Genomic DNA, 22,657 nt, shown 5'->3' on the forward strand with positions numbered 1-22,657 from the left:
GCCGGCGGTGACGCTGCCGGGGGTGACGGTGGCGTTGATGCCGACGGTCGGGACGCTGATGACCGAGAGGTTGAGGTTCTGCGCCGACCGCCCCGCGTCCGGTGACGCGGGGCGGCCTCCTCGTTCACGACCCGATCGGTACGGCCCGACCGGCCACGGCCCGATCAGTGCGTCGGCGTGCCCAGCGGGTGCGTGGCCGTGGCGCTGCCCGCCGCCGTGGCGCTCGCCGAGCCCGTGCCGCTCGGCGTCCCGGCAGGGGTCCCCGTCGGGCTCCCGGTGCCGGTCGGCGCGGGCGTCCCGGGGGTGTCGGTCGGGGTCGGGGTGCCCGGCGTCCCGGTCGGGGTCGGCGCGGGGGTGCCGGTGCCCGACGGCGTGCCCGGGGTCGACGGCGTTCCGGTGCCGGACGGCGTGCCCGGGTCGGTGGGCGTGCCCGGCGTCTCCGGCACGGCCGGCGGCGTCACCGCGCCGCCCGGGTTGGACGGGGCCGGCGCCGGGGCGGCCGGGCTGGGCACGATCGGCGTGACGGTGTCCCAGCCCGCCGGGAGGTCGGGCACCTTCCAGGCGCCGCCGGCCTCGTCCGCGGCGCCGGACGGGTCCGGCCGGACGGCTCCGAGGATCGGCATCGAGGCGACCGGCGAGATCTTGATGAACGCCCCGGGCCGCGGCGCCTGCACGATCAGCCCGCCACCGATGTACATCCCGACGTGCGAGGCGTCCTGGAAGTAGACCACCAGGTCGCCGGGCCGCATCTGGTTGAGCGGCACGTGCGGCAGCTGCGCCCACTGCTCCTGGCTGGTGCGCGGGATCGGCCGGCCGGCGTGCAGCCAGGCCTGCGAGGTGAGGCCGGAGCAGTCGTAGGCGTCCGGGCCGGTGCCGCCCCACAGGTACGGCTTGGTCAGCTGCGCCAGCGCGAAGGCTATGGCCGCGCGTCCCTGCACGGAGGGCGTGCGCTCGCCCTTGCCGAGCGCCCCGGTGGCGAGGAACGCGAGCTGCGCCTCGTCCGCCTTGGCCTTCTCCAGCTGCTCCAGTTCGGTCCGCTGGGCGCCGGTCAGGGAGGAGACCATCTGCTCGACGGCGGCGAGGTCGGCGGCGGCCTTGGCCTTGGCCGCGTCCTGCTGGACGACCAGCGCCTGGGAGCTCTTCAGCGCCTCCTCGGTCTGCTTCTTCAGCCCGTCCAGCGCGTCCCGGTCACCCTTCAGCCGGTCCAGGAACTCCGACTGCGAGCGGCTGGCCGACGCCAGCAGCTCGGCGATGACGACCGCCTCGTACGGGTCCTTGGAGAGCAGCAGTTCGGCGTAGGCCGAGGTGGCGCCGTTGCGGTACTGCGCGGCGGCGAGCTGCGAGGCGATGTCGGTGCCGGCGTCGACCTGCTTCTGCTGGCGGTCCATCCGGCCCTGGAGGTCGGTGAGCGAGGTCTGCTGCTCCGCCGCCTTGGCGACGGCGCCGTTGTACTGCTCGGTGGCGGCCTCGGCGCCCTGGTAGAGCGCGTGCAGCTGGTCGAGCAGCGGGCCGAGGGTGGCCTTGGCGGCGGCGAGCGGGTCCGCGCCGGCGACGACCTGCCCGGCGCCCGGGTCGGGGGCGGCCCAGGCGGCCTGAGCGCCCATCGGCAGCGCGAGTGCCGCGGCCGCGAGGACGGCTCCGCAGCGCAGCGCCGCCCGGACCCAGGGCCGTACGCCTGCCGTCTCCGCTCTCTGTCCCGCCCCGCCCATGGCCTGGTCCTCCCCGCCGCGCACTGCCCCTGTCCCGGCTTCCCGGATCCCGCAGATCCTCCCACGGGTTACTCACCGGAAACAGGGTGCGCGCGGACCAGGAGGTTAATTCTCGATTGATCTGTGAGACAGCTCTCAGCAAACCGGGTCGAACCGGCATGTTCTTCGCTTAAGTCCAGTTCAGCGCGCTCCGGGTCACCCTGATGAAAGATGCCGGTTACCGCGAGTCAACCATCGGAACCACGATTCCCGGCCCAGTTCACCTTCCGTTTACCAAGCAGACCTACGGTCGCGACGTCATCAACGTCCGTGCGACAACTAAGACGATTGTTTGGGTATGGAACACATCTCGTTCCTGGTGGCCGTTGTGATCATCACGGCGCTCGCCTTCGACTTCACCAACGGGTTCCACGACACCGCCAACGCGGCCGCCACCGCGATCGCGACCGGGGCCCTTCGTCCGAAGGTCGCGGTCACCATCGCGGCCCTGCTCAACTTCGCGGGTGCGTTCCTCTCCGTGAAGGTCGCCACCACCATCTCCGGCGGCATCGTCAACGAGAAGGCCGGAGTCCACCCCGAGATCATCTTCGCCGCACTGGCCGGCGCGATCCTCTGGAACCTGCTGACCTGGCTGCGCGGACTGCCGTCCAGTTCCTCGCACGCCCTGTACGGCGGCCTGATCGGCGCCACGATCGTCGGCGTCGGCATGAACGGCGTCAACTTCGACACCGTGGTCACCAAGATCCTCATCCCCGCCGTCGCGTCGCCGTTCGTCGCCGGACTCGCCTCGTGGGGCGCCACCAAGCTGGCCTACGCGATCACCCGCAAGGGCAACACCGCGACCACCGAGAAGGGCTTCAAGACCGGCCAGGTCTTCTCCTCCTCGCTGATCTCGCTCGCGCACGGCACCAACGACGCCCAGAAGACGATGGGCATCATCACCCTCACCCTGGTCTCGGTCGGCGCCCTGCCGCACGGCGCGCTGCCCCCCACCTGGGTGGTCGTCTCCGCGGGTGCCGCGATCGCGCTCGGCACCTACATGGGCGGCTGGCGGATCATCCGCTCGATGGGCAAGGGCCTGGCGGACATCCGCCCGCCCCAGGGCTTCGCCTCCGAGTCGGCCGCCGCGACCGTCATCCTGACCTCCTCGCACATGGGCTTCGGCCTCTCCACCACCCAGGTCTGCTCCGGCGGCATCATGGGCGCCGGCCTCGGCGGCCCGAAGGGCGAGCTGCGCTGGAGCCTGGTCCGCCGCATGGTCTACACCTGGGGCCTGACCCTGCCGGCCGCCGCGGTGGTCTCCGGCGGCGCGGCCCTGCTGGCCGAGCAGGGCAACTGGGGCATCGCCCTGGTCGGCGCCGTGCTGGTGGCCGGCTCCGCGGCGATGTGGCTGATCTCCCGCCGCCAGCCGGTCGGCGCGGACAACGTCAACGACGTCGACGTCACTCCGGTCGAGGTCGCACCGGCCGGTGCCACGAACGCCCCCGCCCCCACCCCCGCCTCGACCACGGTCGCGGCCTGAGCGCCGCAGGCTGAGGAGCACTCACCATGCACATCAAGTGGAACGCCCTGGCCCAGACCGCCGGGATCAGCTTCGGCGTCACCCTCGCCGTGGTCGCCGTCTTCGCCCTCGGCATCCTGGCGCTGTCCCGCCGCGAGGCCGCGGCCGGCGCCGGTGCGCGGGAGGGCGCCGCGGCGGCCCCGGGCGGCGGCAGGCTCGCCCTGGTCGGCGCGTACACCTGCTTCGCGCTGTGCGGCGGCGCCGTCCTCTACGGGCTGTCGCTGATCGCCGGCCACTAGCCCCGGTCGCCCGGGCGGCCGTACGCGGCACGAGGGGCCGGGGAGTGTCTCCGCACTCCCCGGCCCTTCGGCGTATCCCGGCCGCGGTCGGCCCGCCGGCCGGTCAGCCCTCCTGGGTGGTGGTCTTCAGCGCGGTCTCCCGGATGAAGAGCACCGTGACGAAGGCCAGCGCCGCGAACGGGGCGGCCCACAGGAAGATGGTGCCGACGCCGTGGCCGAAGGCGTCCGTCACCAGCGGCACGATCGGGGCCGGCAGCTTGGCCAGGTCCGGGATGCCGCCGCCGGAGGCCGCGGGCGACGCCGGGATGTGCGCGGCGGCCAGGTTCTCGGCCAGGTAGTGGGCGACCTTGTTGGACATCAGCGCGCCGAGCGCGGAGACGCCCATCGCGCCGCCCATGGTGCGGAAGAAGGTGACCACCGAGCTGGCCGCGCCGAGCTCGTTGCGGGGCACCGTGTTCTGCACCGCGAGCACCAGGTTCTGGCTGGTCAGGCCGAGGCCGACGCCGGTGATCGCCATGTAGACGGAGAGCAGCACGTAGCTGGTGTCGGCCCGGGCGGTGCCCAGCAGGCCGAAGCCGACGGCGAGCAGCGCGGTGCCGGAGACCAGGTAGGCCTTCCACTTGCCGTACTTGGTGATCAGTCGGCCGGCCACCGCGGAGGAGACCGCCAGGCCGAGGATCATCGGCAGGGTCATCAGGCCGGCCATGGTCGGGGACTTGGCGCGGGCCAGCTGGAAGTACTGGCTGAGGAAGGTGGTCGCGCCGTACATCCCGACGCCGACCAGCACGCTGGCCAGCGCGGCCAGGGTGACGGTGCGGTACTTGAAGAGGCTCGGCGGGATGATCGGCTCTGCGGCGCGGCGCTCGACCACAACGGCCAGGGCGCCCAGCACCAGTCCGCCGCCGACCATGGCCGCGGTCTGCCAGGACACCCAGGCGTAGTTCTTGCCGGCCAGGGTGATCCAGATCATCAGCAGGCTGACCGAGGCGGTGATGACCAGCGCGCCCAGGTAGTCGATCTTCGCCTTGCGCTTGACCACCGGCAGCTTGAGGGTGCGCTGCACCACCAGGATGGCGACCAGCGCGAACGGGATGCCGACGTAGAAGCACCAGCGCCAGCCGAGCCAGGAGGTGTCCACGATGACGCCGCCGATCAGCGGGCCGCCGATGGTGGCGAGCGCGAAGACCGCGCCGAAGTAGCCGCTGTACCGGCCGCGCTCGCGCGCCGGGACCATCGCGGCCAGGCAGATCTGGCCGAGCGCCACGACACCGCCGGCGCCGATGCCCTGGAGCGCGCGGCAGGCGATCAGCTCGCCGGTGTTCTGCGAGAGGCCGGCCAGCGCCGAGGTGCCGATGTAGATCAGCAGGGCGATCTGCAGCAGCAGCTTCTTGCTGACGAGGTCGGAGAGCTTGCCCCAGATCGGGGTGGAGGCGGTGAGGGTGAGCAGGGCCGCGGTGATGACCCAGGTGTACGCGGACTGGCCGCCGTGCAGGTCGGCCAGGATGTGCGGCAGGGCGTTGGAGACGACGGTCGAGGAGAGCACGGCCACGAACAGGCCGAGCAGCAGGCCGGAGAGCGCCTCCATCACCTGGCGGTGCGTCATCTGTTGACTGTCGGTCGCGGCGGCGGTTCCGCTCGCGGCCTCGGTGGTCACGGTCATCTGGGTCCTTCGGCGGGTGCGCGCGGGATACGCGGATCATGAAATTTCGTTGCCGTAAGCAACCATAAGACCAGATGGTTGAATAAGGCAACTTTCTTCAAGGGAAAGTAAAGTCCGCCGCCGAAGCCCCTGCCCGGGGCCCGGCCACGCCGCCGCCGACCGCCCGGTCAGTCGGTCGGCGGCTCCTCCAGCACGTCGTTGAAGCGGTGCAGCAGCTCCGCGAAGCGGGTCACGTCCTCCGGCGACCAGCCCCCCATCACCTCGCGCACCCGGCGCATCCGGACGTCGTGCGCGGCCAGGTAGCGCCGCCGCCCGTCCTCGGTGAGCGAGACCAGCGCGGACCGGCGGTCCAGCGGGTCCGTCTCCCGGGCCACCAGGCCCAGCTCCTCCAGCGTCCGGACCTGCCGGCTCACCGTCGCCTTGCCGATCGAGAAGTGCACGCCGACGTCGGTCACCCGCACCGGCCCGGCCTGCTCGATGTAGGCGAGCAGGCTGTAGGCCATCCCCTCCAGCCCGGGGTGCACCCGCCGTGAGAGTTCCGCCACTCTGGCCCGGCCCCGCCGGAACATCAGCGCGACCTCGCGCTCCACCGCCACCAGGGATTCCTCGTCACTCACCGCGCCAGTATCGCGCAGCGACACCCGCGGACGGCCCGGCGTGGGGGTGCGACAAGCCAACTACTTCATGGTATGAAGTATCGGTTCTGGAAGTACCGTTTTCCCCCGTTACACAAGGAGATGTGGATGGCAGCCCCGGGGCAGGGTTTCCTCGCCGAACTGAAGAGCGCGGTCACCCCGCGCGCGGCACTGCTCGTGATCGGCGTGCTGCTGCTCCAGCTCGGCTTCATCACCTCCTACATCGGAGCGCTGCACAAGCCGACCCCGCAGAACCTCTCCATCGCGGTGGTCGCCCCGCCGCAGGTCGCCCCCAAGCTGGTCGGCGCGCTGGAGTCGGTGCCGAACGACGCCGTCCGCGCCGTCACCGCGCCCGACGCCGAGACGGCGACCCAGCAGATCAAGGACCAGAAGCTCTACGCCGCGCTGGTCGTGGACCCGACCTCCACCCAGGACACCCTGCTGGTCGGCAGCGCCCGCGGCACCGCCGCCGCCAAGGCCGCCGAGAGCATCACCACCGCGATCGACCAGAGCCAGGGCCGCACGGTCAAGGTCCAGGACGTCGTGCCGCTCGCCAAGGGCGACAACAACGGCCTCTCCGCCTTCTACCTGGTGATCGGCTGGTGCGTCGGCGGCTACCTGGTCGCCTCGATCCTCGGCATCAGCGCGGGCTCCAAGCCGGCCAACGTCAACCGCCTGCTGATCCGCCTCGGCGTCCTCGCGGTGTACTCGGTCGGGGCCGGTGTCCTCGGCACGGTGATCGCCGGACCGGTGCTGAACGCCCTGCCGGGCTCGGTCCTCGCCCTGAGCGCCATCGGCGCCCTGGTGGTGTTCACGGTCGGCGCGTTCACCATGGCGCTCCAGTGCCTGTTCGACATCCTCGGCATCGGCGTCGCCGTGCTGATCTTCGTGGTGCTCGGCAACCCGAGCGCGGGCGGCGTCTACCCGGCGCCGATGACGCCGCCGTTCTGGCGGGCGATCGGCTCCTGGATCCCGAACGGGGCCGGCACCACCGCCACCAAGTCGATCGCCTACTTCGGCTCCACCAACCTGGGGCTGCCGATCCTGGTCATGGTCGTCTGGGCGCTGATCGGCATCGGCGTCGCCCTGCTGGCCGTGCTGCGCGGCCCGCGCTCCGGCGGCCGCGAGCTGGTCGCCGGCGAGGCCGAGGCCGCGGCCTGAGCCTCCGCCACCGATCGCCGTACCGAGCCCCCGGCCCCACCGGCCGGGGGCTCGGGCGTTCCCCGGGGCCCGGGGAGCGCCTACCCGAGCAGCCCCGGGTCGGCCAGAACGGCCCGGACGACCCGCACCGCCGCGCCCAGCAGCGGGCCCCGGCGGCCCAGCGGGGAGACCGTCAGCCGGTCCCCGGACCACGGCCGCACCGTCACCCGGGCGGCCAGCTCGGCCCGCATCGCGGGCAGCAGCCAGGGCGCCAGCCGGGCGTAGCCGCCGCCCAGCACCACCCGGGCCGGGTCCAGCAGGTTGACGGCGCCGGCGGCCGCGGTGCCGAGCGCCGCACCCGCCCCGGCCAGCGCTCCGAGCGCGGCCCCGTTCCCGGCTTCGGCGCGGTCGGCGAGCAGCGCCACCCAGTCGCCCCGGGCCCCGGTCAGGCCGGCCGCCCGCAGGGCCGCCGCCTCGCCCGCGTACTGCTCCAGGCAGCCCCGTGCCCCGCAGGCGCAGCGGAGCCCGTCGGGGTGGACCGGCACGTGGCCGAACTCGCCGGCGAAGCCGCCGGCCCCGCGCAGCAGCCGGCCGCCGACCACGATCGCCGCGCCGACCCCGGCCTCGGCGGAGACGTACAGGAAGTCCTCCGGGCCCTCGCCCAGCCAGCGCTCGGCCAGTCCGCCGAGGTTGGCCTCGTTGTCCGCCTCGATCGGCAGCTCGGCCAGGCCTCCCCCGGCCGTCCGCAGCGCGGGGCGCAGCGCGGCGGCCAGCGGGACGTCCTGCCAGCCCAGGTTGGCGGCCCGCTGGAGCACCCCGCCGCAGGCGCCGACCAGCCCGGGTACGGCCAGGGTGAGGCCTGCCGGGCGCAGCCCCGCCTCGGCGACGGTTTCGTCCAGCAGCCGGGCGAGGTCGGCCATCACGGCGGCGGGCTCACGGCCGTGGTTGGAGACCTCCCGGCGCCGCCAGGCGCGGACCTCCCCGCGCAGGTCGACCACGCAGGCGCCCAGGTGCCGCACCCCGATCTCGGCGCCGAGGCCGCCGGGCCCGGCCGGGTTGAGGCCGAGCGCGGTGCCGGGGCGGCCGACCTTGCCGCTGGGCGCGGCGCGGCCCTCCTCGACCACCAGGCCGGCGGAGATCAGCTGTTCGGCGAGCGAGGAGACGGCCGCCCTGGTCAGGCCGGTGCCGGCGGCCACCTCGGCGCGCGAGCGCGGCCCGCCGGCGATCGTCCCGAGCACCAGCGCCAGGTTGGCCCTGCGCATCCCCTGCTGGCTGGCGGGCCCGGTCCGGACCGGGTCCGGCTCGTGCATCAGGCTCACCTCGCCCCTCTACGGCACATCCCGTGGCATCTCGGGTGCAGCGTAACCGGGTTCCGGGGGCACCGCCGTCGGCACCGGGGGCGGTCCGGCGGGCGGCGGGAAGACCCACCGCCGTATCGCCCAGTAGCGGAACAGCATCGCCACGAAGGTGCCGACGACCATCCCGCTCAGGAAGTCCGCGACCTCCTGCTGGAAGGAGCCGATGTAGGGCTCCCGCAGGTCCAGCAGGTACCGGGAGACCACCAGCGGGACGTCGTTGACGGCGATCGCCACCACGCTGACCAGGAGGAACGTCAGCGCGGCGCGCTGCCGCCCGTCGGCCCGGAACGCCCAGCGGCGGTTCAGCACGTAGGAGACGACGGTGCCGATCACCGTCGCGACCGTCAGCGCGACCACGGGCTTGTGCTCCAGCACGGTGAACCTGAGCTCGAAGTTGATCACCGTGGTGAGCACGAAGCAGCCGCTCCCGACCAGCAGGAACTTCACCAGCCGGCGGTGCCGCACCAGGAAGGGGCGCAGCCGGGCGGGCACCCGGGCCAGGGCCCGCTGCGTGGGGGACGGCATCTCCGCAGTCTCGCACGCGGGGATGCCGTCGGCCGTTCAGATCGCCGGTGGGCTCCCGGGCCGTTCCGCCGCCACGGCTCGGGAGCCCCGGGAGCCCCCGAGGCCGTCCCGGGTCGGCCCGTGCGGGCGACCCGGGACGGCGGGTCAGGCGGCCACCAGCACCGCGGCCCCGGCCGGCTCCAGCGCCAGCTCCAGCACCTCCCGGACGTCCGCCACCGGGTGGACGGTGAGCCGCTCCAGCACCTCGGCCGGGACGTCGTCGAGGTCGGCCTCGTTGCGCCTGGGGATGATCACCGTGGTGATCCCGGCCCGGTCGGCGGCGAGCAGCTTCTGCTTCAGCCCGCCGATCGGCAGGACCCGCCCGGTCAGCGACACCTCGCCCGTCATCGCCACGTCGGTGCGCACCTTGCGGCCGGAGAGCAGCGAGGCCAGCGCCGTGGTCATGGTGATGCCGGCGCTCGGCCCGTCCTTGGGGATGGCCCCGGCCGGGATGTGCAGGTGCACGCCGCGGTCGCGCAGCGAGGTGACCGGCAGCTCCAGCTCGGCGCCGCGCGAGCGCAGGTAGGAGAGCGCGATGTGCGCGGACTCCTTCATGACGTCGCCCAGCTGCCCGGTGAGGGTCAGCCCGGTGCCGCCGGTCTCGGCGTCGGCCAGCGAGGCCTCGATGTAGAGGACGTCGCCGCCGGCGCCCGTCACCGCGAGGCCGGTGGCCACGCCGGGGACGGCGGTGCGCCGCTCGGCCGGTTCCTGGGCGGACTCCGGCACGTGGTGCGGGCGGCCGATCAGGGCGCGCAGGTCGTCCGCGCCGACCGCGGCGGGCAGCTCGCGCTCGCCCAGCTCGGCCTGTGCGGCGATCTTGCGCAGCACCCGGGCGATCGAGCGCTCCAGGGTGCGCACGCCGGCCTCCCGGGTGTACTCCCCGGCGAGCCTGCGCAGCGCCGGTTCGTCCACGGTGACCTGCCCGTCGCCGAGTCCGGCCTTCTCCAGCTGGCGCGGGAGCAGGTGGTCGCGGGCGATGACGACCTTCTCGTCCTCGGTGTAGCCGTCCAGCCGGACCAGCTCCATCCGGTCGAGCAGCGGCTCGGGGATGGCCTCCAGCACGTTGGCGGTGGCGAGGAAGACGACGTCGGAGAGGTCGAGCTCGACCTCCAGGTAGTGGTCCCGGAAGGTGTGGTTCTGCGCCGGGTCGAGCACCTCCAGCAGGGCTGCGGACGGGTCCCCCCGGTAGTCGGAGCCGACCTTGTCGATCTCGTCCAGCAGGACGACCGGGTTCATCGAGCCGGCCTCCTTGATCGCCCGCACCAGCCGGCCCGGCAGCGCGCCGACGTAGGTGCGCCGGTGGCCGCGGATCTCCGCCTCGTCCCGGACGCCGCCGAGCGCGACCCGGACGAACTTGCGGCCCATGGCGTGGGCCACCGACTCGCCGAGCGAGGTCTTGCCGACACCGGGCGGGCCGACCAGGGCGAGCACCGCGCCCCCTCGACGGCCGCCGACCAGGCCGAGCCCCTGGTCGGCGCGGCGCTTGCGGACGGCCAGGTACTCGACGATCCGCTCCTTCACGTCGGCCAGGCCGGCGTGGTCGGCGTCCAGCACCGCGCGGGCACCGGCGATGTCGTACGCGTCCTCGGTGCGCTCGTTCCAGGGCAGCTCCAGGACGGTGTCCAGCCAGGTGCGGATCCAGGAGCCCTCGGGCGACTGGTCGGACGCGCGCTCCAGCTTGTCGACCTCCTTGAGCGCGGCCTCGCGGACCTTCTCGGGGAGGTCGGCGGCCTCGACCCGGGCGCGGTAGTCCCCCTCTTCGTCGGCCGCCTCGCCGTTCAGCTCGGCCAGCTCCTTGCGGACGGCCTCCAGCTGGCGGCGGAGCAGGAACTCCTTCTGCTGCTTGGCCACGCCCTCCTCGACGTCCTTGCGGATGGTGTCGTTGACCTCCTCCTCGGCGAGGTGGTCGCGCAGCAGGGTGAGCGCGTACTCCAGGCGGGCGACCTGGTCGGCCTCCAGCAGCACCTTGAGCTTCTGCTCGGCGGTGGCGAAGGGCGCGTAGCCGATGTTGTCGGCGAGCTCGCCGACGCCCTCGATCTGCGCCACCCGGTCGACGATCTGCCAGGCCCCGCGCCTGCGCAGCCACTGGGTGGACAGCGCCTTGTACTCCTTGACCAGCTCGGCGGCCCGGCCGGCCACGGGCATGCCGACCGAGGACTCCTTGAACGGCGTGGTCTCCACCCACAGCGCGGCGCCGGGGCCGGTGGTGCCGACGCCGATGCGGGCCCGGCGCACGGCGCGCACCAGCGCGGCCGGGTCGCCGTCGGCGAGCCGGCCGACCTGCTCCACGGTGGCCAGCGTGCCGACCGCAGCGTACGAGCCGTCCACCCGCGGAACCAGCAGGACCTGCGGCTTGCCGGTGCCGGTGGCGGCGGCCCGGGCGGCCTCGACCGCGGCGCGCACCTCGGTGTCCTTCAGGTCCAGCGGGACGACCATGCCCGGCAGGACGACCTCGTCGTCGAGCGGCAGCACGGGCAGGGTGAGCGGTGCGGACGTCGATGCCATGATCTCTCCCCAGTCAGCGAACTTGAGTCGACCTGACTAAGGCCTGGCGACCGCCGGATGTTCCCGGCGTCCAGTTCGCTGTGAGCGAACACGCCCCGACGAGGAAGGCACCGCACCCGACCGCGTCAAAAGAGCCCTAAGAGAACACCAAGCGCGCCTTAAATGATCCTGAGCGAACGCCCCGGCCGCCCGGAACGCCCCGGCCGGGCGACGGCGTCAACGCGCCGGCCGCACCACCCGCGCGGACGCCGCACCGGGAGCCGTCGCGGGAGCCGTCGCGGCGGCCCGGCGCGACCTGGGCGGGCGCCGCTCGACCCGGCGCAGCCAGCGCCACAGCGCGACCCCGGTGAGCACGGCCGCCGGGTGCCCCACCCCGGTGATCACGTCCTCGTCGGTGGCGATCTGCTGGGCGATCATCAGCCCGACACCCCCCAGCGCGAGCAGTCTCCCCGGCCGGGGGAGCAGCCCGGCCACCGCGCCCAGGCAGGCGAGCACGCCGTAGCTGACCCCGACGTCCAGGTGGTCCATCGCCTCGGGCGCCATCCGCCCGGTCTCCACCGCGACGATCACCACCCCCTGGGAGAGCAGCGTCGCCGCGACGTGCCCGGCCGCGAACACCGCCGCGGCCCGGGCCGGGCCGACCCTGCGCTCCAGCGGGGCGAGGGTGAGGGCGAATCCCCACAGGTACGGCACCCACACCTCGCCGGCCACCCAGAATCCGCTCAGCACAAGGGCGCGCAAAGGATGCTGGAGCAGGTTGTGGCCGTCCGAACTGGAGGCCTCCCGCAAACGCTGGACGAGTTCCGGATCGGCGAGGTTCGCGAAGGTCGTGGTGGCTCCCACGACGGCGAGGTATCCGAGTGTGAAGGGCGTTCCGCGGGGCGTCGGCACCCGTTCCAGCAGCCATTCCAGGACGCCCGTGCGCAGCCCGAGCCGGAGCATTCCGTACGGCACCCCCGGAGCACCGCGCCCGTCGGCAAACCGCCCGAGACCCGCCACGCCGCCTCCGCTCCACGCCACAGCCACCGGCTCCCGCCCTGGGCCCAACGTACCGGCGCGCGCCGCGGATCCCGCCCGGCCGGATGTTGTCGTGGCCACGGTACGTCGAGGTTCTGAGAGGCACCTGGGAGAAGCCCGTGAAGACCGCCCCCGTGATGGACCGCGGGATTCCCGACATTGGTCCAGACCTTCTCCCCATCAACGCGACAGCAGGGCCTCTGACCGGCGACTTGGCGTCAACTCGACTGCATACGTACCGTTACGCAGAGAAAATTCGCCGGGTAAGGTATCGGCCCGTGCCCACTCGTGCAGTGGGTCCGAGGGCGGCCCGACAGCCGGCCCACGGGCCGGAAACATCCGGTCCACCTGCCGGGAAGCATCCGCTGTCCGTACGCTGCGAAGTGCGCGGGAGAAGTGGGCGGCCGACCATCCGTCCTCGGCTCCCGATCGCGCGACGGGACGGCGGACCCGGCACAGTCCACGACGGAACAAGACTACGAGCGGAGCCCGCCATCCCCACAGGTGGCCGGCCCGCAGCCCTGGGGGCGGTGGCGTGACCGTGACAGAGATTCAGCAGGACAACCACAACACCGGTGGCACTGTGAGCAGCCAGCGCAGAGTCCTGGTGGTGGAGGACGAGCCCACGATCGCCGAGTCGATCGCCGCCCGGCTGGGCGCCGAGGGCTTCAAGGTCGCCGTGGCCCACGACGGCCCCGGCGCGGTCGACGGCTTCCACACCTGGCAGCCGGACCTGGTGGTCCTCGACATCATGCTGCCCGGCTTCGACGGCCTCGAGGTGTGCCGCCGGATCCAGGCCCAGCGCCCGGTGCCGGTGCTGATGCTGACCGCCCGCGACGACGAGACGGACCTGCTGGTCGGCCTCGGCGTGGGCGCGGACGACTACATGACCAAGCCGTTCTCGATGCGCGAGCTCGCCGCCCGCGTCAACGTCCTGCTGCGCCGCGTCGAGCGCGCCCAGCAGGCCGCCCGCACGCCCGCGCTGGGCAGCCTGCGGTTCGGCGAGCTGGAGATCGACCACGTGCAGCGCAGGGTCCGGCTGGCCTCGGGCGACGTCCACCTGACGCCGACCGAGTTCGACCTGCTCGCCTGCCTGGCCGCCCAGCCGCGCGCCGTGCTCACCCGCGAGCAGCTGCTGGCCGAGGTCTGGGACTGGACCGACGCGTCCGGCACCCGCACCGTGGACAGCCACGTCAAGGCGCTGCGCCGGAAGATCGGCGCCAGCTGGATCCGCACCGTCCACGGCGTCGGCTACGCGCTGGAGGCCCCGCTCTCCTGACGTCGTCGCGGGCGACGGGCCACCGGGGGGCCCGCGTCCCGGACGACGCCGCGCCACCGCGCGGGGAGACGACGCGGGGACCACAGGGGACCATGACCTTTCCACAGCAACGCAACGGGGAATCCGACGGCACGCGGCCGCAGAACCTGGCCGCCCGCGCCGCCCGCCGGGTGTGGGCCGACATCCGGCCGCTCGACCCGGTCCGCTCGATCAAGGGCAAGCTCACCCTGCTCGTGATCGTCTCCGTGTTCCTGGCCACCGGGATGGTGGTCGTGGCGATCCGGTCCGAGACCCAGATCCGGATCATCATGGTCTTCTCCATGATCGCCTCGCTGCTCTTCATGCAGTTCCTCGCGCACGGGCTGACCGCCCCCCTGCGCGAGATGACGGCCGCCGCCCGGGCGATGGCCTCCGGCGACTACAGCCGCCGGGTCGAGGCGGCCTCGCGCGACGAGATCGGCGAGCTGGCCGCCGCCTTCAACGCCATGGCCGCCGACCTCCAGGCCGCCGACCGGCACCGGCGGGAGCTGGTCGCCAACGTCTCGCACGAACTGCGCACGCCCATCGCCGCGCTGCGCGCCGTCCTGGAGAACGTGGTGGACGGCGTCGTCCAGCCCAATCCGGCGACCCTGGAGGCGGCGCTGGAGCAGACCGAGCGGCTCGGCCGGCTGGTCACCCACCTGCTCGACCTCTCCAAGATCGACGACGGCGTGGTCGACCTGGACGCCCGCCCCTTCGAGGTGCGCGAGTTCCTGGACGGCGTGCTGCGCGGGGTCACCGTGGACGGCGCGACGGCCGGCGGCGCCTTCTCCCGGCGCGGGGACGTCCGGCTGGCCCTGGAGGTCAGCCCGACCGGCCTGACCGGCGTGGCGGACCCGGAGCGGCTCCACCAGGTGGTCGCCAACCTGGTCGACAACGCCTGCAAGCACTCCCCGCCCGGCGGCACCGTGACGGTGCGGGCGAGGCCGGAGGGCGATCCGGGCGGCCTGCTGCTGGAGGTCGAGGACGAGGGCCCCGGCATCCCGGCGGCCGACCGCACCCGGGTCTTCGAACGGTTCGGCCGCAGCGGCACCGCGACCGCCGCCGGACCGGGCTCGGACGGCGGCACCGGGCTGGGCCTGGCCATCGCCCGCTGGGCGGTCGACCTGCACGGGGGCCGGATCGCGGTGGCCGAGTCCCCGCGCGGCTGCCGGATCGAGGTCAGGCTGCCCGGACAGCGGCACGGCGAAGGTCGGGACATTTGTCACAGATCCGACACAGGCGCATACGAAGATCATTAAAGGATTCGACCGAGTTTTTGTCCGCTTTGGTCCGGGTATGAGCCCTGTTCGGCACCGATCGGTTCCCCTCAGATGCGGCTTTCTAACGCACTTTTTCAGCCAAAGTGCAGGTCAGCACTGTGATCTGGGCGACGCCTGGGCCCCGGGGACTGCGCGATCACTGGTCAGGGGCGTAGCCTTAATCCCCGCTGTCCAAACATCCCAAAAGGAAGCGGAAGAGGGCGGTTGCCGCCGTGTCGCCACAGTCCCCTGAAACCCCCAACAGCTCGGCAAGTTCCACTGGCTTCGGCCCCAATGAGTGGCTCGTCGACGAGATCTACCAGCAGTACCTCCAGGACCCGAACTCGGTCGACCGAGCCTGGTGGGACTTTTTCGCCGACTACAAGCCCGGTACCGAGGTGACCCCAGTGACCCAGGCCGCGACCCAGGCCGGCCCCACGCCGACCCCTGCCGCTGCCCCCGCGCCCGCCGCCGCTGCCGCGCCGGCCGCGCCCGCCGCCGCTCCGGCCCCGGCCCCGGCCGCCGCTCCGGCTCCGCTCGCCGCCGCGCCCGCCGCGCCTCCGGCCCCCAAGGCCGCCGCCCCGGCGCCGGCCGAGCCCGCCGCCGCCGGCCCCGAGCTGATCCAGCTGCGCGGCCCGGCGAAGGCCGTCGCCACCAACATGGACGCCTCGCTGGAGGTGCCGACCGCGACCTCGGTCCGCGCCGTGCCGGCGAAGCTGTTGATCGACAACCGCATCGTCATCAACAACCACCTGCAGCGCGCCCGTGGCGGCAAGGTCTCCTTCACCCACCTGATCGGCTACGCCCTGGTCCAGGCCATCAAGGCCGCCCCGGGCATGAACTACAGCTACAAGGTGGAGAACGGCAAGGCCTTCCTGGTCAAGCCGGAGCACGTCAACCTCGGCCTGGCCATCGACCTGGTCAAGCCGAACGGCGACCGCCAGCTGGTCGTCGCGGCCATCAAGAAGGCCGAGACGCTCGACTTCTTCGGCTTCTGGCAGGCCTACGAGGACATCGTCCGCCGGGCCCGCGCCAACAAGCTGACCATGGACGACTTCACCGGCGTCACTGTCTCGCTGACCAACCCCGGCGGCATCGGCACCGTGCACTCCGTGCCGCGCCTGATGCAGAACCAGGGCACCATCGTCGGCGTCGGCGCCATGGAGTACCCGGCCGAGTTCCAGGGCTCCGCCCCGGAGACCCTGTCCCGCCTGGGCGTCTCCAAGATCATGACGCTGACCTCGACCTACGACCACCGCGTCATCCAGGGCGCGGCGTCCGGCGAGTTCCTGCGCGAGATCCACCGCCTGCTGCTCGGCGAGAACGGCTTCTACGACGAGATCTTCGAGTCGCTGCGGATCCCGTACGAGCCGGTCCGCTGGGCCACCGACGTCGCCACCACCCACGACGACGAGGTCAACAAGACCGCGCGCGTCATGGAGCTGATCCACTCCTACCGGGTCCGCGGCCACCTGATGGCCGACACCGACCCGCTGGAGTACAAGCAGCGCAAGCACCCCGACCTGGACGTCACCACCCACGGCCTCACCCTGTGGGACCTGGAGCGCGAGTTCGCGGTCGGCGGCTTCGGCGGCCAGAAGATGATGAAGCTCCGCGACATCCTCGGCCTGCTGCGCAACACGTACTGCCGCACCGTCGGCGTCGAGTACATGCACATCCAGGACCCGAAGCAGCGCAAGTGGCTGCAGGAGCGCCTGGAGAAGCCGTACACCAAGCCGGAGCGCGAGGAGCAGCTGCGGATCCTCCGCCGCCTGAACTCGGCCGAGGCCTTCGAGACCTTCCTGCAGACCAAGTACGTCGGGCAGAAGCGCTTCTCGCTGGAGGGCGGCGAGTCGCTCATCCCGCTGCTGGACGCCACCATCGACGCCGCCGCCGAGCACCGCCTCGACGAGGCCGTCATCGGCATGGCCCACCGCGGCCGCCTGAACGTGCTGGCCAACATCGTCGGCAAGCCGTACGGCAAGATCTTCGGCGAGTTCGAGGGCAACCTCGACCCGAAGTCCATGCACGGCTCCGGCGACGTCAAGTACCACCTGGGCTCCGAGGGCACCTTCACCGGCCTGGACGGCGAGACCATCAAGGTGTCGCTCGCCGCGAACCCCTCCCACCTGGAGACGGTCGACCCGGTCGTCGAGGGCATCGCCCGCGCCAAGCAGGACATCCTGGACCAGGGCGGCACGACCTTCCCGGTGCTGCCGATCCAGGTCCACGGCGACGCGGCCTTCGCCGGCCAGGGCGTCGTCGCGGAGACCCTGAACATGTCGCAGCTGCGCGGCTACCGCACCGGCGGCACCGTGCACGTCGTGGTGAACAACCAGGTCGGCTTCACCGCCGCCCCGGCCAGCAGCCGCTCCTCGATGTACTGCACCGACGTGGCCCGGATGATCGAGGCCCCGATCTTCCACGTGAACGGCGACGACCCGGAGGCCGTGGTCCGCGTCGCGCGGCTCGCCTTCGAGTTCCGCCAGGCGTTCCACAAGGACGTCGTGATCGACCTCATCTGCTACCGCCGCCGCGGTCACAACGAGGCCGACAACCCGTCGTTCACCCAGCCGCTGATGTACGACCTGATCGACAAGAAGCGCTCGGTGCGCAAGCTGTACACCGAGGGCCTGATCGGTCGCGGCGACATCACCATGGAAGAGGCGGAGCAGGCGCTCCAGGACTTCCAGGGCCAGCTGGAGAAGGTCTTCGCCGAGGTCCGCGAGGCGGCCCAGGCTCCGGCCGACGCCACCGCCGGCAAGCCGGTCGCCGACTTCCCGGTCTCCATCCAGACCGGCATCTCCCAGGAGATGGTCAAGCGGATCGCCGCCTCCCAGGTCAACTTCCCGGACTGGCTGACCGTCCACCCGCGCCTGCTGCCGCAGCTGCAGCGCCGCGCCGCCTCGGTCGAGGACAACACCATCGACTGGGCGATGGGCGAGACCCTCGCCATCGGCTCGCTGCTCATGGAGGGCCACCCGGTCCGCCTGGCCGGCCAGGACAGCCGCCGCGGCACCTTCGGCCAGCGGCACGCCGTCCTGATCGACCGCAAGACCGGCGAGGACTACACCCCGCTGCAGTACCTCACCGAGGACCAGGCCCGCTACACCGTCTACGACAGCCTGCTGTCGGAGTACGCGGCCATGGGCTTCGAGTACGGCTACTCGCTGACCCGCCCGAACTCGCTGGTCATGTGGGAGGCGCAGTTCGGCGACTTCGTCAACGGCGCGCAGACCATGGTGGACGAGTACATCGCCTCCGCCGAGCAGAAGTGGGGCCAGCACTCCGGCGTCACCCTGCTGCTGCCGCACGGCTACGAGGGCCAGGGCCCGGACCACTCGTCCGCCCGCCCGGAGCGCTTCCTCCAGCTGTGCGCGCAGAACAACATGACGGTCGCGATGCCGACCCTGCCGTCGAACTACTTCCACCTGCTGCGCTGGCAGGCGCACAACCCGCACCACAAGCCGCTGGTCGTCTTCACCCCGAAGTCGATGCTGCGTCTGAAGGCCGCGGCGAGTGCGACCGAGGAGTTCCTGTCCGGCTCGTTCCGCCCGGTCATCGGCGACACCACCGTCGACCCGGCGCAGGTCCGCAAGGTGGTCATCACCTCCGGCAAGTTCTACTACGACCTGGCGGCGGCCCGCACCGAGCGCGGCGTCACCGACACCGCGATCGTCCGGGTCGAGCGGCTCTACCCGCTGCCGGTGGCCGAGCTCCAGGAGGAGCTGGCCCGCTACGGCGAGAACGTCCAGTTCGTCTGGGCGCAGGAGGAGCCGGCCAACCAGGGTGCCTGGCCGTTCATCGCGATGAACCTGGTCGACCACCTGCAGGTCGTCATCGGCCGCACCGGCGGCGACGCCCGTCTGCGCCGCGTCGCCCGCACGGCGGCCTCGTCCCCGGCGGTCGGCTCGGCCAAGCGGCACGCCGCCGAGCAGCAGGCGCTGGTCGAGGAGGTCTTCGCGCTCTGACGCGCCGAAGCCCCGCGCTCCACGACGCCCGCGGCCCCGTCCTCCCCACCGGGAGGGCGGGGCCGCGGGCCGTTCGTGCCCCGGCCCCGGTTGCGGCTCCGCGACCAAAGCGGAACCGCCGTGCGCGAGCTCCTGGCGGGTCGGTAGGTCATGCCTCGCCGTTCGTCGGCCCCGGGCGCGTGATCGAGCAGGCGGACCCGGCCTCCGGGGCCGCCAAGGTCACCGTCGGCACCTGGCGGGCCGCCTGACCGCACTATCCTGACCAGGTCAATCCCCGTCTGACCGGAGCGAACCGTGTACTTCACCGACCGAGGCATCGAGGAACTGGAGAACCGGCGCGGCGAGGAGGAGGTCACCCTGGGGTGGCTGGCCGAGCAGCTGCGCACGTTCGTCGACCTCAACCCGGACTTCGAGGTCCCGGTCGAGCGGCTGGCCACCTGGCTGGCGCGGCTCGACGACGAGGACGACGAGTGACCCGGTGACGGCCCGCCGCGAGGCCCGGGAGGCAACCGCCTCCCGGGCCTCGCGCGTGTCCGGGGCCGGGCCGACCGCCCGTAGGGGCGGTCTCGGGGACGGATCGGGGTCGGGATCGGGGGCAGGCGCGCTTGACTCTGCCAGTACGCGATATATCGTCTTTAAAAGAGAACGCGATACATCGCGATCGCCAACGGGAGGCGGCAGAAATGAGCCAGTGGACGGTCGAGGGCACCGAGAGGATCACCTTCGACGAGACGGTGCGCGCGCTGCACGTGCGGACCATCGACGGCACGGTGAACGTGGTCGCGGCCGAGGGCCCGGCCCGCCTGGAGGTCACCGAACTGGTCGGCGAGCCCCTGCACGTGACCCTGGTGGACGGCGTCCTGACGGTCACCTACAAGGACATCAACAGCTGGGGCGAGTTCGGCGACTGGATCAAGTCGGTCGGCTCGGTGAAGAACTTCTTCGGCACCTTCAAGCGCAAGCGGATCGCCGCCGTCACCGTGACCGTCCCGGTCGAGGTCGAGGTCAGGGTCGGCACCGTGTCGGCCGACGCCACCGTCAGCGGCGTCAGCGGGCACGTCTCGGTGCAGAGCGCCAACGGCGACACCACCCTCGCCGGGGTGACCGGCCGCATCGAGGCCGGCACCGTCTCCGGCGACGTGGACGCCCAGGCGGTCGGCGGCCGGCTCAAGGTCAACACCGTCTCCGGGCAGCTCACCGTGATCGCCGGCACCGCCGACCGGATCCAGGCCAACACCGTCACCGGCGCCGTCACCCTGGACCTCGACGTGGCCGGCGAGACCGACGTCAAGGTGAACACCGTCAGCGGCGCGGTCGTGGTCCGGATCCCCTCGCTGGCCGACACCACCGTCGAGGCCGGCTCCACCAGCGGCGACGTCTCCAGCACCTTCGAGGAGCTCCAGATGAGCAGCACCTGGGGCGCCAAGAAGATCTCGGGCCGGCTCGGCGAGGGCCGCGGCAGCCTCAACGTCACCACCGTCTCCGGCGGGGTCACCGTGCTGCGCCGTCCCGACGCGGAGGAGGACGGCCCCGTGGTGGTCAAGGAGCTGCCGGCCGGCCCGGGCACCCCGAACCTCAGCAAGGAGGCCTGAGATGACTCCCGTGTTCGGCCACGGCCGGCTCCGCCTCTACCTGTTGAAGCTGCTGGACGAGGCCCCGCGGCACGGCTACGAGGTGATCCGGCTGCTGGAGGAGCGCTTCCAGGGCCTGTACGCCCCCTCGGCCGGGACGGTCTACCCGCGGCTGGCCAAGCTGGAGCAGGAGGGGCTGGTCACCCACAGCACCGAGGGCGGCCGCAAGGTGTACCGGCTGACCGACGCAGGACGCGCCGAACTCGAAGCCCGGCAGGGTGAGTTGGACGAGCTCGAAGTGGAGATCCTCGACTCCGTGGCGCAGCTCGCCGGGGCGATCCGCGAGGACGTCCGGGACAGCGCCAAGGACCTGCGCGAGGAGCTGTGGAACGCCGCCAAGCAGGCGCCGCGGCCGGAGCGCGCCGAGGGCGGCGACCCGTGGGCCGGGCCCTGGGGCGACAACGAGTCCTGGCAGCGCGCCAAGGAGGAGTTCGCCCAGTTCAAGCAGCAGGCCAAGGACCAGGCCAAGCGCGCCCGGGAGCAGGAGAAGGCCGCCAAGGCCAAGGCGAAGGCGGCCGAGGAGGAGGCCCGCCGGCTGCGCGAGCAGGCCAAGGCCTCGCGCACCGCCGCCCAGCAGGAGGCGCTGCGGATCAAGCGCCGGGTCGAGCAGCAGGTGCGCGAGCACGCGGCGAAGGGCGACTGGCCGACCGGGCTGGCCGAGGGCCTGTCCGAGCTGACCAAGGGCCTCGCCGGGCTGGCCGACGCGGCCCGCTGGGGCCACGGCTCGGAAGAGCCTCCGGCCGGGCCCGCCGAGCGGGTCACCGTGACCCGGATCGACCTGGACGAGGACCGGCCCGGCGACGCGCCGGCCGACCTGCCGGCGTGGACCCGCACCGACCCGGCCGGGGACCCGTCCCGCGAGCTGGAGCGGCTGCTCGACCGCTTCCGCGACCAGGTCCGCGACGCGGCCCGGGACGGCGGGGTGGGCGCGGACGAGCTGGCCGAGGCCCGTGCGGTGCTGGGCACCGCGGGCGAACGGCTGAAGCGGCTGCTCGGCCGGACCGACTGAGCCGGCGGTCCGGAGGGCGACGGCCCGGTGTCCCGTTCGGGAGGCGCCGGGCCGCCGCACGTGCGGTCGGGCGGGTCGGGCGGGTCGGGCGGGGCGACCCGGTCGGGCCGGGCGTCAGGGGGTGAGGACGATCTTCCCGAAGACGTCGCCCCCGGCGAGCCTGGCGAAGCCGTCCCGGGCCTCGGCCAGCGGCAGCACCGAGTCGATCACCGGCCGGACGCCGGTGTTGGCGCAGAAGGCGAGCAGCCCGGCCAGCTCCTCCTTGGTGCCCATGGTCGAGCCGACCACCTTGAGCTCCAGGAAGAAGATCCGGTTGAGCTCGGCGGAGGCCGGGCTGGGGCCGGAGGTCGCCCCGGAGATGACGATGGTGCCGCCCGGGCGCAGCGACTTCACCGAGTGCGACCAGGTCGCGGCACCGACCGTCTCCATGACCGCGTCCACCCGCTCGGGCAGCCGGGCGCCGCTCTCGAAGGCCGCGTCGGCGCCGAGCTCCACCGCCCGGGCGCGCTTGGCCTCGGTCCGTCCGGTGACCCAGACCCGCAGGCCGGCCGCCTTGCCGAGGACGATCAGCGCGGTCGCCACCCCGCCGCCCGCCCCCTGCACCAGGACGGTGTCGCCGGGCCTGACCCCGGCGTTGGTGAACAGCATCCGGTAGGCCGTCAGCCAGGCGGTGGGCAGGCAGGCGGCCTGCTCGAAGCTCAGCCCGGCGGGCTTGGGCAGCAGGTTCCAGGTGGGCACCGCGACCTTCCGGGCGAAGGTGCCCTGGTAGCGCTCGGTCAGGATGGACCGCGGCTCGTCCGGGCCGACCCCGTGGCCGCTCTGGCCGATCACCGAGTGCAGGACCACCTCGTTGCCGTGCTCGTCGACGCCCGCGGCGTCGCAGCCGAGGATCATCGGCAGCCGCTCGGCGGGCAGGCCGACCCCGCGCAGCGACCACAGGTCGTGGTGGTTGAGGCTGGCGGCCCGGACCGTGACCACGCTCCACCCGGGGCGGGCCTGCGGCTCGGGGAGGTCGCCCAGCTCCAGCCCGCTCAGCGGGTCGGCGGCGTCGGTACGTGCGGCGTAGGCAGCGAACATGCCACCGGACGATAGCCGGGAC

At 72.9% G+C, this 22,657-nt stretch carries 17 protein-coding genes; 9 read left to right on the top strand and 8 right to left on the bottom strand.

The features are described 5' to 3' along the window. Window positions 1-164: 164 nt before the first annotated feature. Window positions 165-1,709, bottom strand: a complete 1,545-nt coding sequence (locus ACWD4P_RS31675; RefSeq protein ID WP_449782023.1) for a C40 family peptidase — start codon at window positions 1,707-1,709, stop codon at window positions 165-167. Window positions 1,710-2,046: 337 nt separating this feature from the next. Between ACWD4P_RS31675 and ACWD4P_RS31680 the strand changes: the two genes are divergently transcribed. Together ACWD4P_RS31680 and ACWD4P_RS31685 are read left to right on the top strand one after the other, a co-directional pair. Further along, a complete protein-coding gene (locus ACWD4P_RS31680; RefSeq protein WP_359828087.1) occupies window positions 2,047-3,231 on the top strand; it encodes an inorganic phosphate transporter in 1,185 nt (394 codons plus the stop codon). A gap of 26 nt (window positions 3,232-3,257) precedes the next feature. Continuing rightward, window positions 3,258-3,509, top strand: a complete 252-nt coding sequence (locus ACWD4P_RS31685) for a hypothetical protein (RefSeq protein ID WP_359828089.1) — start codon at window positions 3,258-3,260, stop codon at window positions 3,507-3,509. Window positions 3,510-3,612: 103 nt separating this feature from the next. Here ACWD4P_RS31685 and ACWD4P_RS31690 read toward each other — a convergent pair whose 3' ends face one another. Both ACWD4P_RS31690 and ACWD4P_RS31695 read right to left on the bottom strand, forming a co-directional pair. Beyond that, window positions 3,613-5,169 (bottom strand): MDR family MFS transporter, encoded by a 1,557-nt coding sequence (locus ACWD4P_RS31690; RefSeq protein WP_359828090.1) that lies wholly within the window; start codon window positions 5,167-5,169, stop codon window positions 3,613-3,615. A gap of 167 nt (window positions 5,170-5,336) precedes the next feature. Then, a complete protein-coding gene (locus tag ACWD4P_RS31695) occupies window positions 5,337-5,786 on the bottom strand; it encodes a MarR family winged helix-turn-helix transcriptional regulator (protein ID WP_359828092.1) in 450 nt (149 codons plus the stop codon). 126 nt (window positions 5,787-5,912) lie between these two features. On the opposite strand from ACWD4P_RS31695, the gene ACWD4P_RS31700 reads away from it, so the two are divergent. Next, window positions 5,913-6,965 (top strand): ABC transporter permease, encoded by a 1,053-nt coding sequence (locus ACWD4P_RS31700; RefSeq protein ID WP_359828093.1) that lies wholly within the window; start codon window positions 5,913-5,915, stop codon window positions 6,963-6,965. 80 nt (window positions 6,966-7,045) lie between these two features. Here ACWD4P_RS31700 and ACWD4P_RS31705 read toward each other — a convergent pair whose 3' ends face one another. From ACWD4P_RS31705 to ACWD4P_RS31720, 4 genes are all read right to left on the bottom strand, one after another. Continuing rightward, window positions 7,046-8,254, bottom strand: coding sequence for an ROK family protein (locus ACWD4P_RS31705; RefSeq protein ID WP_359828094.1), 1,209 nt, complete (start codon window positions 8,252-8,254; stop codon window positions 7,046-7,048). Between the two features lie 18 nt (window positions 8,255-8,272). Further along, a complete protein-coding gene (locus ACWD4P_RS31710) occupies window positions 8,273-8,827 on the bottom strand; it encodes a GtrA family protein (RefSeq protein WP_359828095.1) in 555 nt (184 codons plus the stop codon). A 144-nt stretch (window positions 8,828-8,971) separates the two neighbouring features. After that, the gene (gene lon / locus ACWD4P_RS31715; RefSeq protein WP_359828096.1) at window positions 8,972-11,371 is read right to left on the bottom strand and encodes an endopeptidase La; all 2,400 of its coding nucleotides are present in this window, start codon (window positions 11,369-11,371) and stop codon (window positions 8,972-8,974) included. A 216-nt stretch (window positions 11,372-11,587) separates the two neighbouring features. Beyond that, entirely contained in the window at window positions 11,588-12,325 is a 738-nt protein-coding gene (locus ACWD4P_RS31720; RefSeq protein WP_449782024.1) for a rhomboid-like protein, read from the bottom strand. 604 nt (window positions 12,326-12,929) lie between these two features. Here ACWD4P_RS31720 and ACWD4P_RS31725 point away from each other — a divergent pair. The 6 genes from ACWD4P_RS31725 (at window position 12,930) to ACWD4P_RS31750 (ending at window position 21,558) form a co-directional block, all read left to right on the top strand. Then, window positions 12,930-13,667, top strand: coding sequence for a response regulator transcription factor (locus ACWD4P_RS31725; protein ID WP_030057574.1), 738 nt, complete (start codon window positions 12,930-12,932; stop codon window positions 13,665-13,667). A gap of 92 nt (window positions 13,668-13,759) precedes the next feature. After that, a complete protein-coding gene (locus ACWD4P_RS31730; protein WP_359831426.1) occupies window positions 13,760-14,947 on the top strand; it encodes a sensor histidine kinase in 1,188 nt (395 codons plus the stop codon). Between the two features lie 233 nt (window positions 14,948-15,180). Next, window positions 15,181-18,918, top strand: coding sequence for a multifunctional oxoglutarate decarboxylase/oxoglutarate dehydrogenase thiamine pyrophosphate-binding subunit/dihydrolipoyllysine-residue succinyltransferase subunit (locus ACWD4P_RS31735; RefSeq protein ID WP_449782025.1), 3,738 nt, complete (start codon window positions 15,181-15,183; stop codon window positions 18,916-18,918). A gap of 294 nt (window positions 18,919-19,212) precedes the next feature. Continuing rightward, entirely contained in the window at window positions 19,213-19,392 is a 180-nt protein-coding gene (locus tag ACWD4P_RS31740) for a DUF6104 family protein (RefSeq protein WP_049649445.1), read from the top strand. 209 nt (window positions 19,393-19,601) lie between these two features. Continuing rightward, window positions 19,602-20,510, top strand: coding sequence for a DUF4097 family beta strand repeat-containing protein (locus ACWD4P_RS31745; protein WP_449782026.1), 909 nt, complete (start codon window positions 19,602-19,604; stop codon window positions 20,508-20,510). Between the two features lies 1 nt (window position 20,511). Further along, window positions 20,512-21,558 (top strand): PadR family transcriptional regulator, encoded by a 1,047-nt coding sequence (locus ACWD4P_RS31750; RefSeq protein ID WP_359828410.1) that lies wholly within the window; start codon window positions 20,512-20,514, stop codon window positions 21,556-21,558. Between the two features lie 114 nt (window positions 21,559-21,672). Here the strand turns inward: ACWD4P_RS31750 and ACWD4P_RS31755 are convergent, their stop codons facing one another. Next, window positions 21,673-22,635 (bottom strand): zinc-binding dehydrogenase, encoded by a 963-nt coding sequence (locus ACWD4P_RS31755; RefSeq protein WP_359828409.1) that lies wholly within the window; start codon window positions 22,633-22,635, stop codon window positions 21,673-21,675. Window positions 22,636-22,657: the final 22 nt, after the last annotated feature.

This window comes from Kitasatospora sp. NPDC002543 (assembly GCF_053594915.1).

What these genes read in the sequence shown, in the direction of transcription:
- ACWD4P_RS31755 (WP_359828409.1), bottom strand. Translation starts at nt 22,635, where the DNA reads ATGTTCGCTGCCTACGCCGCACGTACCGACGCCGCCGACCCGCTGAGC.
- ACWD4P_RS31705 (WP_359828094.1), bottom strand. Translation starts at nt 8,254, where the DNA reads ATGCACGAGCCGGACCCGGTCCGGACCGGGCCCGCCAGCCAGCAGGGG.
- ACWD4P_RS31690 (WP_359828090.1), bottom strand. Translation starts at nt 5,169, where the DNA reads ATGACCGTGACCACCGAGGCCGCGAGCGGAACCGCCGCCGCGACCGAC.
- ACWD4P_RS31685 (WP_359828089.1), top strand. Translation starts at nt 3,258, where the DNA reads ATGCACATCAAGTGGAACGCCCTGGCCCAGACCGCCGGGATCAGCTTC.
- ACWD4P_RS31710 (WP_359828095.1), bottom strand. Translation starts at nt 8,827, where the DNA reads ATGCCGTCCCCCACGCAGCGGGCCCTGGCCCGGGTGCCCGCCCGGCTG.
- ACWD4P_RS31745 (WP_449782026.1), top strand. Translation starts at nt 19,602, where the DNA reads ATGAGCCAGTGGACGGTCGAGGGCACCGAGAGGATCACCTTCGACGAG.
- ACWD4P_RS31730 (WP_359831426.1), top strand. Translation starts at nt 13,760, where the DNA reads ATGACCTTTCCACAGCAACGCAACGGGGAATCCGACGGCACGCGGCCG.
- ACWD4P_RS31680 (WP_359828087.1), top strand. Translation starts at nt 2,047, where the DNA reads ATGGAACACATCTCGTTCCTGGTGGCCGTTGTGATCATCACGGCGCTC.
- ACWD4P_RS31700 (WP_359828093.1), top strand. Translation starts at nt 5,913, where the DNA reads ATGGCAGCCCCGGGGCAGGGTTTCCTCGCCGAACTGAAGAGCGCGGTC.
- ACWD4P_RS31675 (WP_449782023.1), bottom strand. Translation starts at nt 1,709, where the DNA reads ATGGGCGGGGCGGGACAGAGAGCGGAGACGGCAGGCGTACGGCCCTGG.
- lon (WP_359828096.1), bottom strand. Translation starts at nt 11,371, where the DNA reads ATGGCATCGACGTCCGCACCGCTCACCCTGCCCGTGCTGCCGCTCGAC.
- ACWD4P_RS31750 (WP_359828410.1), top strand. Translation starts at nt 20,512, where the DNA reads ATGACTCCCGTGTTCGGCCACGGCCGGCTCCGCCTCTACCTGTTGAAG.